A 14,084-nucleotide genomic window follows, 5' to 3' on the forward strand; every position below is an offset into this window, starting at 1 on the left:
CGCGTGGCGGCAGGTTTTGGCCTGACGCCAGAGTTCAGGTATGATATCGCCCCTTTCAAATCCCCCAGTCAGGCGATTTCCCATGACCAACCAGGCCGCCGAAGTCGCGAAGCGCCGCACTTTCGCAATCATTTCCCACCCCGACGCCGGTAAGACCACCATCACCGAGAAGCTGTTGCTGATGGGCAAGGCCATCTCCGTCGCCGGCACCGTGAAGTCGCGCAAGTCCGACCGCCACGCCACCTCCGACTGGATGGAAATGGAGAAGCAGCGCGGCATCTCCATCACCACTTCGGTGATGCAGTTCCCGTACCGAGAGCACATGATCAACCTGCTCGACACCCCCGGGCACGAAGACTTCTCCGAAGACACCTATCGCACCCTCACCGCGGTGGACTCGGCGCTGATGGTGCTCGACGGCGGTAAAGGTGTAGAGCCGCGTACCATTGCCCTGATGGACGTATGCCGCCTGCGCGACACGCCCATCGTCAGCTTCATCAACAAGCTCGACCGCGACATTCGCGACCCGATCGAACTGCTCGACGAAATCGAAGCCGTTCTGAAGATCAAGGCCGCACCGATTACCTGGCCTATCGGGTGTTACCGTGACTTCAAGGGCGTGTACCACCTGACCGGTGACTACATCATCGTCTACACGCCCGGCCACGGCCACGAGCGCACCGAAGCCAAGATCATTCGCAATCTGGACTCGGACGAAGCCCGCGCCCACCTGGGCGACCAGTACGACGCGTTCGTCGAGCAGCTGGAGCTGGTGCAGGGCGCTTGCCACGAGTTCGACCAGGACGAATTCATCAACGGTCAACTGACCCCTGTGTTCTTCGGTACCGCACTGGGCAACTTCGGTGTCGACCACGTGCTCGATGCCGTCGTCGACTGGGCGCCGCGCCCGCTGGGCCGTGTTGCCCACGAGCGTACCGTCGAGCCCGTGGAAGAGAAATTCACCGGCTTCGTGTTCAAGATCCAGGCGAACATGGACCCGAAACACCGGGACCGTATCGCCTTCATGCGCATCTGCTCGGGCAAGTACGAAAAGGGCATGAAAATGCGCCACGTGCGGCTGAACAAGGACCTTCGCATCGGCGATGCGCTGACCTTCTTCTCGTCCGAGCGTGAGCAGCTCGAAGAAGCCTACGCCGGCGACATCATCGGTTTGCACAACCACGGCACCATCCAGATCGGTGACACCTTCACCGAAGGCGAGGCGCTGGGCTTTACCGGCATCCCGCACTTCGCCCCGGAACTGTTCCGCCGCGTGCGCCTGAAAGACCCGCTGAAATCCAAGCAGTTGCGTCAGGGCCTGCAGCAGCTGGCCGAAGAAGGTGCTACCCAGGTGTTCTTCCCCGAGCGCAGCAACGACATCATCCTCGGTGCGGTCGGTGTGCTGCAGTTCGACGTGGTTGCCAGCCGCCTGAAGGAAGAATACAAGGTCGAGTGTGCCTACGAGCCCATCACCGTGTGGTCGGCGCGCTGGATCGCCTGCGACGACAAGAAGAAGCTGGAGGAATTCCAGAACAAGGCCATGGAGAACCTGGCCATCGATGGTGGCGGGCACCTGACCTACCTGGCGCCCACCCGGGTCAACCTGTCGCTGATGGAAGAGCGCTGGCCTGACGTCAAGTTCCGCGCCACGCGCGAGCACCACTGAGCGTAAAAGGCCCGGCCACTTCGCTGGCCGGGCCCTTGCGCGAGCAGGGCGGCCCGACGTTCGCCTCGCTCACCTCAACCATTTCCTGCCACTTTCGCAGGCGCAGACATCAGTTGCCCGCCTTCACACTGGTCCAGATACGCGTCCTGATGCGGTCTATCTTGGCCGGCATCGCTTCTAGCGCGTACAACTTGCCCATCACCGCTTCGCTCGGATAGATCATGGTGTTGGCCTTGAGCGCCGGGTCAACCAGCGCATCGGCTTGCAGGTTGGCGTTGGCGTATTGCACATGGTTGCTGATGGCGGCCATCACCTGCGGCTCCAGCAGGTAGTTCATGTAGGCATACCCGGCCTTTTCATCCGGCGCATCGGCGGGCATGGCCACCATGTCGAACCACATCGGCGCCCCCTCCTTGGGTATCGAGTAGCCGACCTTGACCCCGTTGTGGGCCTCCTCGGCGCGGTTCTTTGCCTGGAGCACGTCCCCCGAGAACCCGACCACCACGCAGATGTCGCCATTGGCCAGGTCCGCCGTGTACTTGGATGAATGGAAATAGCTGATGTACGGCCGCACCTGCATCAGCAGCGCCTTGGCCTTGTCGTAGTCGGCCGGGTTCTGGCTATGGTGGGGCAGCCCCAGGTAATGCAAGGCGATGGGTAGCAACTCGGGGCCATTGTCCAGCACCGCCACGCCACAACCTTTGAGCTTGCTCATGTACTGCGGCTTGAAGATCAGGTCCCAGGAGTCGACCGGCGCGTCGTCGCCCAATACAGCTTTGACCTTGTCGATGTTGTAGCCGATGCCCGTGCTGCCCCAGAGGTACGGGAACCCGTACTGGTTGCCTGGGTCATTGCCCTCCAGGGCCTTGAGCAGCACTGGGTTGAGGTTCTTCCAGTTGGGCAACTGCGACTTGTCCAGGCGCTTGAGGGCTTTGCCCTGGATTTGCCGGGCCATGAAATGGTTGGAGGGAAACACCACGTCGTAGCCGGAATTGCCGGTCATCAACTTGCCATCGAGGGTCTCGTTGCTGTCATAGACGTCGTAGGTGGGCACGATGCCGGTGGCTTGCTGGAACTGCTTCAAGGTGTCGGGCGCGATGTAACTGGACCAGTTGTAGATCTTGACGGTTTCTGCCGCGCTGGCCACGCTGGCGGCCAGCATCAAGGGGGCGATGATAAGCGTGCGCATATCGGGTTACCTTGCTTTGTGTGTTGTTATCGAAGGCAGGCGATCAGCGGATCAGAGGATAACTACGTAGGTCTTGCGCACGGTTTCCTGGATATCCCAGGTGCCAGTGCTGTTGGCCGGTAGCATCAATGCGTCTCCGGCTTCTATGACCAGGGGCTCGCCATCGTCAGGGGTGAAGGTGCAGCGCCCCTTGATGAAGTGGCAGAACTCCTGTTGCGTGATTTGCCGTCGCCAGCGCCCTGGGGTGCATTCCCAGATTCCCGTCTCCACGCCATCGCTGCGTTGCACGCTCGTGGTCGATGTCACCGCCACGGGTTGGCCGAGCGGTACGGCGACAGGGCTGCTGCACTGCAAAACGGCGCTGTCTGCCCGTTTGAACTGAGTGATGCTCATGAAAGGTCGGTCCTGTTTGGGTGAAGAATCAGTGCATGAAACCTTCCATGAAATCTGCCAGCTTGCTGGCCAGTTGCCGTCTCCATGGCGGTGTCGCGGGGTTGGCCAGGGTACGGTCCTCGTGGACGAAACTCTGGATGATGGCGTTGTACCCCAGCCAGCGGCTGGGCTCCGGAGGCCAGCTGGCCAGGCTCGATAGCGGCCTGTTGTCATGTACCCAAGGCTGCCCGGTGAGTGCGTTCTGCTGATTCAGGATAAGTGCAGCCAGGGTGCGACCACCCAGGTTGGTCGCGCCTACGCCTTCACCGCCGTAGCCACCGGCCAACGCGATACCCCGCTGGCGGTCGCACAGCATGTGCGGCTGGAAGCGCCGCGCCATACCCAGGTTGCCACCCCACGAATGGGTGATGCGTACATGGCGCAGTTGGGGAAACAGCTCGCTGAACAGGTAGCGACGCAGCTCGATTTCATGGGCCTGGAGGTTGAAGTCCTCACGCAACCTGCCACCGAAGCGGTAGCCACCTCGGGCACCGAACACCAGCCGATCATCGGCAGTGCGCTGACCATAGGTCACCTGTCGGCTGCCCTCGCTGAAGGCTTGTCCCTGGTCGAGGCCGATCTGCGCCCAAATGGCCTCAGGCAAAGGCTCGGTAGCGACCATCAGGCTCTGAACCGGCAACTGGTGTTTGCCCAACGGCGGCAAGCTGGCGGCATAGCCTTCCACCGCCGGGACGATCCAGTTGCACCGCAGGCGTGCCAACGGGGTGGTCACTTCGCCAGGTTGCCAGTCCAGCGCCGGTGTGTTTTCGTAGATCGGCACCCCCAGGGCCTCGACTGCGCTGGCCAGGCCACGGACGAGCTTGGCCGGCTGAATCGTGGCCGTGTGCGGGCTGTAGATAGCCCCATAGGCATTGCTTACGCGCAACTGGCCCTGCAGTTGCGCTGGACGCAGCCAGTGGTAATCGTCCTCGGTCATGCCCAGGTTGTACAAGTGATCCAGGTAGGCACGCAGGCTTCGCTCCTGCTCGGGATAACGGGCTGCGCAGTACAACACGCCGCCCTTGCGGTAGTCGCAATCGAGCTGTTCGCGGTGCAACACGCGCTGTACTTCGTCTGGAATGTCATGCAGCAGCTCGATGCTGGCGCGGCGCTGAACCGGCGACAGGCTGGCCAACAGGCGATCTTCACCCAGCAAATTGCCCATCAACCACCCGCCGTTGCGGCCCGAGGCGCCAAACCCTGCGATGTTGGCCTCGATTACCACGACATTGAGGTGCGGTGCCTGGCGCTTGAGGTAGTAAGCGGTCCACAGGCCTGTGTAGCCAGCGCCGATGATGCAGACGTCGGCCTCGACATTTTCACGCAGGGCAGGGCGCGCGCACAGCGGCTCTTGCAGCTGGTCCATCCACAAGCTGAGTGTACGCAGAGGCTGCATGGGCCGGGCTCCACAAGCGATCAGGTGATGGAGCGATGCTAGTGGCCAACGCCAGCGGTTGTCTTACGTGCGTGCACGCGAGGAAATCTGTTTGAGATAGGCCTTTGGCGTCAGCCCGGTATGCTCGCGGAAGCACTTGTAGAACGCGGACAGCGAGTTGAAACCGGCGTTGAACGCCAGGTCATCGATGGACGTCTGGCCGCTGTCATTCGCCAGGATCGTCATCAGGTGCTGAAGGCGGGCTTGGTTGACGTAGCGGTAAAAACGCTGGCCCAGCACCTGGTTCAGCAAGTAGGAAATCTGATTGCGGCTGTAACCGCTGGCCTGGGCGACCTGTTGCAAACTCAAGTCAGGATCCAGGTACGGACGATGTCGCTGGAAGTAGTGCTCAAGGTCTTGCGCCATGGTAGACAACTGGCGCGGGGACAGCCCCAGCCGGCTGGTGGCGGGCCGTGAGGTGCGACTGGTGCTGCTTGCGCTGTGCTGACGCACGAGTGTGGCGTATTCATTGACCTGCCAGATCAGACCGTCCTTGACCGTGATCGCCTCGCTGGACTGGAACGCCACCAGGCCGTCCCCGCCCTGCACGGTGACTTGGTACTGAATATACGCCGTGCAGCCATCGACGCGGATACGGTCGCTGTGCACGATGTCCTCGCCGGCGGCATGGGGCAGGCAGGCGCCCACGTACGTACGCAGCTCGGCATGGCCCAGCACACGGTTCTGAAAGAAGTCGTGGTATTGAATGTCGGGGTGGTACAGCGCCATCACGCCATCGAGATCACGATGCTTCCAGCACAGGTGGTAGCGCATCACGGTGTCGGCGGTAATCGGTGTCTGGGACGGGCCATCGGGCAGGGTCATGGACGGATCATGCCCTTTCCCTGGCGTGGCGACAAGAATGCAGAACACCTGACGCTACAGGTCGATTCGCGCATTTTGCACGGTCAATAATTAACCTGTTTTTGTAAGTTGTTGATTTCAAAGGGCGTGATTTTTTACGGCAACTGGCACAGCCGCTGCAACGTTTAATGCGCGAATGGACTTCTCGCTAACAACACAGGCGACCACATCATGATCTCATCTGCCGACTATCCCGTTGTCGATACACAAAGCCGCTCAGGTGTTTCCTGGGCAGCAATCTTTGCTGGCGCAGCCGGTGCTGCTGCCATCTCCCTCCTTCTGGTGGTACTCGGTGCAGGGCTCGGCTTTGCCGCGACCTCGCCGTGGGCAGATGAAGGGGCCAGTGCGAAAGCCCTGGGCATCTCTACCATTGTCTGGTTACTCCTGACCCAGATCATCGCTTCGGGCATGGGCGGCTACATTGCCGGCCGTCTGCGCGTGAAATGGGCCAATCTGCACGGCGACGAAGTGTATTTCCGCGACACTGCACACGGCTTCCTGTCGTGGGCCGTGGCTACCCTGGTAACGGCCATGCTTGTACTGGGCACAGCCGGCAACATCGTGGGCGCTGGTGCCAGTGCAGCCACTCAAGCGGCCGGCATGACCGCCGCTGCCGGTGGCGCTGCCGCTTCCAATGCCTCGGATGAGTCCCTGGACTACTTCGTCGACGGCCTGTTCCGTGGCGAGGGCCCGGCGCCTGTCAGCGATGATGCGGCCAACGGTGTTGCCGCTCGCATCCTGGCCAAAGGCTTTGCCGGTGACGGCGCCCTGGCACCTGAAGACCGTGCCTACCTGGCGCAGCTGGTTGCCCAGCGCACCCGCCTTTCCCAACCGGAAGCCGAAGCTCGCGTCGATCAGGTCATGGCTCAGGTTCAGCAACTGAAAACCGATGCCAAGCAGGCTGCAGACACCGCTGCCAAAGTGGCTGCCTGGACTGCCCTGTGGACCTTCGTGGCCCTGCTGTGCGGCGCCTTCTTCGCCAGCCTGGCCGCGCTGTACGGTGGTCGTCGTCGCGACCAGGTTCAGTGGCTCGAAGGCGACTACGTCGCTCACCGCACCATTCAACGCTAAGTAAGGAGAACGAACATGCGCTCGATATTGCTATGGATGCTGGGTGTACCGATTCCAGTCATCATTCTGATTGCACTGTTCATGCACTGACGAAAAGGGCCGCTTAGCGGCCCTTTTCGTTTATGTCTCATTTGTCGGTTTGCTGCCTTGCGTCGCTTCTGATGGTGAGTGAATTCGGAGCGGTCGTGCCGGTCCGCCCGACCGACCGCGCCGTACCTTCGTTAAAGAAACTGCTCCGCATAATGACAAGCCACCTGCCGGGTCTCCACTTGCCTGAACGCCGGCACCTCATTGGCGCAGCGATCGGTCGCGTAGGGGCAGCGTTTGTGAAAAGCGCAGCCATCCGGCGGGTTGAGCGGGTTGGGCAGCTCACCGGCAATGCGGATGCGCGGCTTGGACGGGTCTGGATGAATAGCGGGTGTGGCAGACAATAGAGCCTGGGTGTACGGATGCAGCGGCTTTTCGTAGATATCGGCTTTGGGCCCCATCTCCGCCGGCCTGCCCAAGTACATGACCAGCACATCATCGGCCACGTGACGTACTACCGCCAGGTTGTGGGAGATGAATACATAACCGGTACCGTACTGCTGCTGCATGTCCATGAACAAGTTCAGCACCTGGGCCTGGATGGACACATCCAGTGCAGATGTCGGCTCGTCGGCCACCAACACCTTGGGCTGCAACATCATGGCCCGTGCCAGCGCGATACGCTGACGCTGCCCACCGGAGAACATGTGCGGATAGCGCTGGTAATGCTCCGGGCGCAGCCCCACCTGCTCCATCATCTTCTGCACCCTGTCACGGCGCTGCGCCTTGCTCAGCGCGGTGTTGATCAGCAAAGGCTCGGCCAGCTGGTCACCGATCTTCTGCCGCGGGTTGAGCGAGGCGTAAGGGCTCTGGAAGACCATCTGCACGTCCCGGCGCAGTTGCTTGCGCTCGGCCTTGCTGGCTCCGGTGACCTCGGTACCTGCAATCTGCAGCGAGCCTGAGGTGGGCTGCTCGATCAGGGTCAGGGCGCGGGCCAGGGTCGACTTGCCGCAACCGGACTCACCGACTACCGCCAACGTCTTGCCCGCCTCCAGTTCGAACGAAACGCCATTGAGCGCGCGCACCAGCGCATGGCCCTTGAACAACCCGCGGGAGACTTCGTAATGCCGGGTCAGGTCCCGGGCCGATAGAACGACGGCCATCACGCCACCTCCTGGTTCAGTGGGTAGAAACAACGGGCCAGGCTCTGGGCCTTGGGGTCCAGGGCCGGGCGCTGGTGTCGGCAGTTGTCCTGCACATAAGGGCAACGCGGTGACAGCAGGCAACCCGTTGGCCGGTCATAGCGGCCCGGGACGATGCCAGGCAGGGTAGCCAAGCGCTCGGCACCCAGGCTGTGTTCGGGAATCGCCGCCAGCAGGGCTTCGGTATAGGGGTGGGCAGGGACGTCGAACAGCTCTGGCACCTGACCCACCTCCACGGCCTGGCCTGCATACATCACGCACACCCGGCGCGCGGTCTCGGCCACTACCGCCAGGTCATGGGTGATCAGGATCAGGGCCATGTTGCGCTCCTGTTGCAGGTTGACCAGCAGCTCCATGATCTGCGCCTGGATGGTCACGTCCAGCGCCGTGGTCGGCTCATCGGCGATCAGCAGCTTCGGCTCACCGGCGATGGCCATGGCGATGGCCACCCGTTGGCTCATGCCGCCGGACAGTTGATGCGGATAAGCGTCCAGGCGGCTTTCGGCGGCCGGGATCTCGACCTTCTGCAGCAGTTCCAGGGCCCGTTGCCGCGCCGCCTTGCCCTTGAGGCCCAGGTGTTGACGCAGGACTTCTTCGATCTGATAACCCACGGTGTAGCTGGGGTTCAGGGCCGTCATGGGGTCTTGGAAGACCATGGCGATGTCCTTGCCGACCACCTTGCGCCGTTGCCGGCCGCTGAGGGTGAGCATGTCGGTACCGTCGAATGTCATGGCATCGGCCGTGATCCGGCCAGGGGCCTCGACCAGGCCCATCAGGGCCATCATGGTCACCGATTTGCCCGAGCCGGACTCGCCGACGATGGCCAGGATTTCGCCGGCTTGAACCTGTAAGTCCAGCCCGTCCACTACTGGCACGGCGTCCGCGTCGCCAAAACGCACGTTGAGGTTGTTGATCTGCAACAAAGACATGGGTGTGCTCCTCAGGCGGCGTTCTTGAGTTTGGGGTCGAGCGCATCGCGCAGGCCATCACCCATCAGGTTGATCGCCAGTACGCTGAGCAGGATGGTCAGGCCCGGCAGGCTCATCACCCACCAGGCGCGCTCGATGTAATCCCTGGCCGAGGCCAGCATGGTGCCCCACTCCGGCGTCGGGGGTTGCACACCAAGGCCCAGGAAGCCCAGGGCGGCGGCGTCGAGAATGGCCGAGGAAAAGCTCAAGGTGGCCTGCACGATCAGCGGCGCCATGCAGTTGGGCAGCACGGTCACGAACATCAGGCGCCCCAGCCCAGCGCCTGCCAGCCGGGCAGCGGTGACGTAGTCGCGGTTCAGCTCGCCCATCACGGCGGCGCGCGTCAGGCGCACGTAGGAGGGCAGCGAGACGATGGCAATGGCGATGACGGTGTTGATCAGGCCAGGGCCGAGGATGGCGACGATGGCGACGGCCAGCAGCAGCGAGGGCAGGGCCAGCATCACGTCCATCAGGCGCATGATCGAAGGGCCGACGAAGTGCGGGAAGAAGCCCGCCAGCAACCCGAGCAGAATGCCGGGGATCAACGATATCACCACCGAGGACAAGCCAATCAGCAAGGACAGGCGCGCCCCTTGGATCAAGCGCGAGAGCAGGTCGCGGCCAAGCTCATCGGTGCCCAGGATGAACTGCCAAGTGCCACCCTCCAGCCACACCGGGGGGGTGAGCAGAAAATCGCGGTACTGCTCGCTGGGGTCGTGGGGCGCGACCCAGGGCGCGAACAGCGCGCAGAACACCACCACGCACATGAACGCCAGGCCCATCACCGCGCCCTTGTTGCGCGCGAAGGCCTGCCAGAATTCCTTGTAGGGCGAGGGGTAGAGAAGGCTCTGGTCCACCGGGCTGACCGGGGAAAGGGTTTTTGCAGTCGGGTTGGTCATGACGGGGCCTCAGCGCTGATGACGGATGCGTGGATTGGCCAGGCCGTAGAGAATGTCCACGACGAAGTTGACCAGGATCACCAGGCAGGCAATCAACAGAATGCCGTTCTGGACCACGGGGTAGTCACGGGCGCCGATGGCTTCGATCAGCCATTTGCCGATGCCCGGCCAGGAGAAAATGGTTTCGGTCAACACCGCACCGGCCAGCAAGGTGCCGACCTGCAGGCCGAACACGGTCAGGACGGGAATCAGGGCGTTGCGCAAGCCGTGCATGAACACGACCCGGGCCGGGGACAGCCCCTTGGCGCGCGCCGTGCGGATGTAGTCCTCGCGCAACACTTCGAGCATGGAGGAACGCGTCATGCGTGCGATCACCGCCAGCGGGATGGTACCCAGTACGATGGCCGGCAGAATCAGGTGCATCACGGCATCCTTGAACGAACCCTCTTCGTCGCTGAGCAGGGTGTCGATGAGCATGAAGCCGGTCTTGGGCTCGATGTCATAGAGCAGGTCGATGCGCCCGGATACCGGGGTCCAGCCCAGGCTCACCGAGAAGAACATGATCAGGATCAGGCCCCACCAGAAGATCGGCATCGAGTAGCCCGCCAGCGAAATCCCCATCACCCCATGGTCGAACAGCGACCCGCGCTTGAGCGCGGCGATCACCCCGGCCAGCAAGCCGACCACGCCGGCGAACAGCAAGGCGGCCATGGCCAGTTCCAGGGTGGCCGGGAACAAGGTGGTGAACTCGCTCCATACGCTCTCGCGCGTGCGCAGCGACTCGCCCAGGTCGCCCTGGGCCAGCTTGCCGATGTAGTCCAGGTACTGGGCCGGCAACGGTTTGTTCAGGCCCAGGCGCTCCATGGCCTGGGCGTGCATTTCCGGGTCGACCCTGCGTTCGCCCATCATCACTTCCACCGGGTCACCGGGGATCAGGCGTATCAGCGCGAAGGTCAGCAAGGTGATGCCGAAAAAGGTCGGGATCAACAGGCCCAAGCGCCGGGCAATAAAACTCAACATGGTCGCAGTTACCTCATCAGGCCGCATGGCAGGTACCTGCCACGGCAGTGCCGCCGCTGCCCACAGGGCAACGGCGGTCGTTGTTGTTCTACTTCACTCGGGTGGTAGCGAAGTTGTTGCTGGTCAAGGGGCTGATCACGTAGCCCTCCACGTTGTCACGCATGGCCGTGAACACCTTGGGGTGGGCCATGCTGATCCAGGGCTGGTCCTCATCGTACACCGTCAATGCCTCGCTATAGAGCCTGGCACGCTCCTCGTTGTCGCTCACCTCGCGGGCGCGGGTGATCAATGCCTGGAATTTCGAGTTGCACCAGCGTGCATAGTTCTCGCCATTGCTGGCCGCCTCGCAACTGAGCAGGGGGGTAAGAAAGTTGTCCGGGTCGCCGTTGTCGCCGGCCCAGCCACTGGACACCAGGTCCGCCTCGCCTTTCTTGGCACGGCGCAGCATTTCGGCCCACTCCATGACACGGATATCCAGCTTCAGGCCGATCTGCGCCAGGTCGGCCTGAAGCATCTCGGCGGACAGTCGCGGGTTCGGGTTAGTCGGGCCGCCGCCATTGCGGGTGAACAGGGTAATGACCGTGCCCTGGGGGACACCGGCTTGTTTTAGCAGCGCCCGCGCCTGGTCGAGATCGCGTGGCGGGTTCTGGTTGTCGGTGTTGTAGCCGATCATCGAAGGGGGATACGGGTTGACGCCCACCAGCGCGTTGCCTTTGCCGAATAGCTGGTCGACGTGGGTCTGGCGGTCGAAGGCCATGTTGATCGCCTTGCGCACGCGTACATCACTCAGGTACGGATGCTGGGTGTTCATGGCGATGTAACCGGTCACCAGCGCTTCGGTCTGGGCGACCTTCAGGCGCGGGTCCGCCACGATCGACGGTACATCGTCCGGTTTGGGGTACAACGCAACCTGGCACTCGTTGGCGCGCAACTTTTGCAGGCGAACATTACTGTCGGTGGCGATGGCGAAAATCAGGGCATCGGCGGGCGGCTTGCCCCGGAAGTAGTCCGGGTTGGGCTTGAAGCGGACCTGGGCATCCTTGTTGTAGCGCTGGAAAATGAACGGCCCTGTGCCGATTGGCTTGCTGTTGAGCTCTGCCGTCTTGCCGGCTGCCAACAACTGATCGCCGTACTCGGCGGAGTAGATGGACGTGAAGCCCATGGCCATGTCGCGCAGCAAAGGCGCCTCTGGCCGGGTCAAGGTGATCACCACGGTGTAGTCGTCGGTCTTGTCCACCGACTTGAGCAACGAATTGAAGGCCATGCTCTCGAAGTAGGGGTAGCCGATGCTGGTCTTGTCGTGCCAGGGGTGGCTCGGGTCAAGCTGGCGGCGCAAGCTCCACAGCACATCGTCGGCGTTCAGGTCGCGGCTGGGCTTGAAATAGTCGGTGGTGTGGAACTTGACCCCTCGGCGAAGGTGGAAGGTATAGGTCAGGCCGTCGGAGGAGATGTCCCAACGCTCGGCCAGGGCCGGTTGGACATCCGTGGTGCCGGGCTTGAAGTCCACCAGGCGGTTGAAGAGGGTTTCGGCCGCCGCGTCGAACGTCACCGCCGTGGTGTATTGCACCACATCGAACCCTTCGGGGCTGGCCTCGGTGCACACCACCAGCGGCTTGGCGGCCAGCTGGGATGTACTGCCCAAAAGCAGCGTTGCCAGCAACAGCCGCAGCGCCGATGTCTTCTTGGTCACAGCGTGCATGGATCAATTCTCCCTGCGTTGTGCTCCAGCCTGACGCCCGACCCGCTGGCAAGCGGGCCGGGCGGCCGGTCAGAGGATGTTGAACGGGATGGTGGTCACGAGCCTGAATTCGTTCAGGCTGCCATCGCCCTGTGCCTTGCTTGCGCGGTGTGTGGTGTAGGTGGCGCGGATGCTGGTGTCCTTGAGCGGTCCGCTCTGTACGGCGTAGCTGGTGCCGATACCCCACTCGTAATGGGTCTCGCCATCGAGGCCCTGGACGTCATAGGCGCTACCGCGGTAATGGGTGCCGTCGATGCCCCAGCCCCGGGCGTTGTACAGGTTGAATTTCAGCCCTGGCACGCCGTAGTAAGCCATGTTAAGCACATAGGATAACTGCAGCGATTTCTCGTTCGGGCCGTTGAAGTCCGACAGCAGCGAGTTGGCCAGGTAGATGCCGTTGGTTTCGTGGAGGTAGTCGAAATACTCGTTGCCATTGACCTGCTGCCAGGCGGCGGTGAGGGTGTGCGCCTGATGGGTCAGGCCCAGCGACAGGCTGTAGGTGTCGTTGTCGATTTCGCCCATCTTGCGGCTGCCGGCGTCCACGGTCTTGTAGTAGTTGAGGCCCGTGGACAGGCTGAGCACGGCGCTGTCACCGAACATGTGATTGGCGCCGAAGTAGTACTGGTTCCAGAAATCGTCGACCTTGGTGGCATACAGGCTGGTGGTCAGGCTCTTGAGGGGCTGGTAGTTGATACCGACCGTGCTGGCGCGGTCCGTTTCCACCCCGGCCGCACCGTATTCGCTGCGGAACTTGCTCAGGCTCTGCTCGGTACGGGGCGAGACCCGGTCGAAGGTACCCAGGTCGAACGTCAGGTTGTCGAATTCAGCGCTGTGCAGGAATGCGCCCTGAAAACTGGAGGGCAGGGCGCGGTTACCGATAAAGGCGATCATCGGGGTATCGACGGCCTGGCGACCGAGGGTCAGGGTGGTATTGGAAAGACGCGCCTTGACGTTGCCCAGCCCCAGTTTGCTCCACTGGCCGATGGCGTCGCCGTCGCTGTGGGTCAGGGTACGGTTGTTGGGACCTGCGATCGCTTCGCGGTCCTGCTGCAGGGCGATGGCGTTATAGCCGGCTGCCTCCACGGCAAAGCCCACCGTGCCCTGGGTAAAGCCCGAGGTGTAGTTGAGGATGGTGCCTTGCACCCAGTTTTCACGGGTGTGGGTCGGGTGACGGGTGCCGTCGCTCTTGTAGTAGCGCCACAGCGGTGCGCGGGTGGCGCGTTCGCGGGCGTACCAGTTGCGCGTCGTCCCGCCCAGGCTCTGGCCATCGACGAAACCCTTGGCCTGCGCCTGGGCGCTTTCGGCTGCGAGGGTGAGCGGCAAGTAGGCCTGGCTCTGTGGATCGGCGTGGACGGTGGTGGTTGCTGCACCTATGGCTAACGCCAGTGCGCTCGAATTGAACAGTCTCACGATAGAAGCTCCTTTTCATTTCTAGTTATTGCCGGCCTTGTGGGCCGGGTGGGTGTTGCCGTGTTGCCGTGTTGCCTGGGGCGCCCCGGGATCACCGAGGCTTAAGCGGGCGATGGGTAGGCATGGCGCGCGGGTCTCCCCCCCCTGCGCGCCCTGCCTGCCA

General features: G+C 62.6%; 12 protein-coding genes. 2 read left to right on the forward strand and 10 right to left on the reverse strand.

Features of this window, described 5'->3' with window-relative positions:
• The first annotated feature begins 82 nt into the window (after positions 1–82).
• Complete coding sequence (locus B2S33_RS11840; RefSeq protein WP_028687037.1) at positions 83–1,666, forward strand: peptide chain release factor 3; 1,584 nt, start codon at positions 83–85, stop codon at positions 1,664–1,666.
• 109 nt (positions 1,667–1,775) lie between these two features.
• Here B2S33_RS11840 and B2S33_RS11845 read toward each other — a convergent pair whose 3' ends face one another.
• The 4 genes from B2S33_RS11845 to B2S33_RS11860 all read right to left on the reverse strand — a co-directional run bounded on the left by B2S33_RS11845 (position 1,776) and on the right by B2S33_RS11860 (position 5,547).
• Positions 1,776–2,855 (reverse strand): polyamine ABC transporter substrate-binding protein, encoded by a 1,080-nt coding sequence (locus B2S33_RS11845; RefSeq protein WP_288650355.1) that lies wholly within the window; start codon positions 2,853–2,855, stop codon positions 1,776–1,778.
• 51 nt (positions 2,856–2,906) lie between these two features.
• Positions 2,907–3,248 (reverse strand): cupin domain-containing protein, encoded by a 342-nt coding sequence (locus B2S33_RS11850; protein WP_288650356.1) that lies wholly within the window; start codon positions 3,246–3,248, stop codon positions 2,907–2,909.
• Positions 3,249–3,276: 28 nt separating this feature from the next.
• The gene (locus B2S33_RS11855) at positions 3,277–4,683 is read right to left on the reverse strand and encodes an NAD(P)/FAD-dependent oxidoreductase (RefSeq protein WP_027913708.1); all 1,407 of its coding nucleotides are present in this window, start codon (positions 4,681–4,683) and stop codon (positions 3,277–3,279) included.
• Positions 4,684–4,746: 63 nt separating this feature from the next.
• On the reverse strand, positions 4,747–5,547 hold the full coding sequence (locus B2S33_RS11860; RefSeq protein ID WP_027913709.1) for a helix-turn-helix domain-containing protein: 801 nt from the start codon (positions 5,545–5,547) through the stop codon (positions 4,747–4,749).
• A gap of 210 nt (positions 5,548–5,757) precedes the next feature.
• On the opposite strand from B2S33_RS11860, the gene B2S33_RS11865 reads away from it, so the two are divergent.
• A complete protein-coding gene (locus B2S33_RS11865; RefSeq protein ID WP_027913710.1) occupies positions 5,758–6,657 on the forward strand; it encodes a hypothetical protein in 900 nt (299 codons plus the stop codon).
• Positions 6,658–6,878: 221 nt separating this feature from the next.
• On the opposite strand, the gene B2S33_RS11870 is transcribed toward B2S33_RS11865, so the two are convergent.
• The 6 genes from B2S33_RS11870 to B2S33_RS11895 form a co-directional block, all read right to left on the reverse strand.
• The gene (locus B2S33_RS11870; protein WP_027913711.1) at positions 6,879–7,847 is read right to left on the reverse strand and encodes a peptide ABC transporter ATP-binding protein; all 969 of its coding nucleotides are present in this window, start codon (positions 7,845–7,847) and stop codon (positions 6,879–6,881) included.
• Entirely contained in the window at positions 7,847–8,815 is a 969-nt protein-coding gene (locus B2S33_RS11875) for an ABC transporter ATP-binding protein (protein ID WP_027913712.1), read from the reverse strand. The genes B2S33_RS11870 and B2S33_RS11875 overlap by 1 nt, the downstream gene beginning before the upstream one ends.
• Positions 8,816–8,826: 11 nt before the next feature.
• On the reverse strand, positions 8,827–9,753 hold the full coding sequence (locus B2S33_RS11880) for an ABC transporter permease subunit (protein ID WP_288650357.1): 927 nt from the start codon (positions 9,751–9,753) through the stop codon (positions 8,827–8,829).
• Positions 9,754–9,762: 9 nt separating this feature from the next.
• Positions 9,763–10,773, reverse strand: a complete 1,011-nt coding sequence (locus B2S33_RS11885) for an ABC transporter permease subunit (RefSeq protein WP_027913714.1) — start codon at positions 10,771–10,773, stop codon at positions 9,763–9,765.
• 88 nt (positions 10,774–10,861) lie between these two features.
• Complete coding sequence (locus B2S33_RS11890) at positions 10,862–12,472, reverse strand: ABC transporter substrate-binding protein (protein WP_280077977.1); 1,611 nt, start codon at positions 12,470–12,472, stop codon at positions 10,862–10,864.
• Positions 12,473–12,541: 69 nt separating this feature from the next.
• Entirely contained in the window at positions 12,542–13,921 is a 1,380-nt protein-coding gene (locus B2S33_RS11895; protein WP_027913716.1) for an OprD family porin, read from the reverse strand.
• Positions 13,922–14,084 lie beyond the last annotated feature (163 nt).

It is taken from the genome of Pseudomonas sp. UBA5568, from assembly GCF_002425525.1.
GTDB lineage: Bacteria > Pseudomonadota > Gammaproteobacteria > Pseudomonadales > Pseudomonadaceae > Aquipseudomonas > Aquipseudomonas fulva.

Bases quoted from the DNA above. Each gene is read 5' to 3' on its own strand.
- B2S33_RS11845 (WP_288650355.1), bottom strand. From the start codon at position 2,855: ATGCGCACGCTTATCATCGCCCCCTTGATGCTGGCCGCCAGCGTGGCC.
- B2S33_RS11855 (WP_027913708.1), bottom strand. From the start codon at position 4,683: ATGCAGCCTCTGCGTACACTCAGCTTGTGGATGGACCAGCTGCAAGAG.
- B2S33_RS11885 (WP_027913714.1), bottom strand. From the start codon at position 10,773: ATGTTGAGTTTTATTGCCCGGCGCTTGGGCCTGTTGATCCCGACCTTT.
- B2S33_RS11860 (WP_027913709.1), bottom strand. From the start codon at position 5,547: ATGACCCTGCCCGATGGCCCGTCCCAGACACCGATTACCGCCGACACC.
- B2S33_RS11890 (WP_280077977.1), bottom strand. From the start codon at position 12,472: ATGCACGCTGTGACCAAGAAGACATCGGCGCTGCGGCTGTTGCTGGCA.
- B2S33_RS11880 (WP_288650357.1), bottom strand. From the start codon at position 9,753: ATGACCAACCCGACTGCAAAAACCCTTTCCCCGGTCAGCCCGGTGGAC.
- B2S33_RS11865 (WP_027913710.1), top strand. From the start codon at position 5,758: ATGATCTCATCTGCCGACTATCCCGTTGTCGATACACAAAGCCGCTCA.
- B2S33_RS11870 (WP_027913711.1), bottom strand. From the start codon at position 7,847: ATGGCCGTCGTTCTATCGGCCCGGGACCTGACCCGGCATTACGAAGTC.
- B2S33_RS11875 (WP_027913712.1), bottom strand. From the start codon at position 8,815: ATGTCTTTGTTGCAGATCAACAACCTCAACGTGCGTTTTGGCGACGCG.
- B2S33_RS11840 (WP_028687037.1), top strand. From the start codon at position 83: ATGACCAACCAGGCCGCCGAAGTCGCGAAGCGCCGCACTTTCGCAATC.
- B2S33_RS11850 (WP_288650356.1), bottom strand. From the start codon at position 3,248: ATGAGCATCACTCAGTTCAAACGGGCAGACAGCGCCGTTTTGCAGTGC.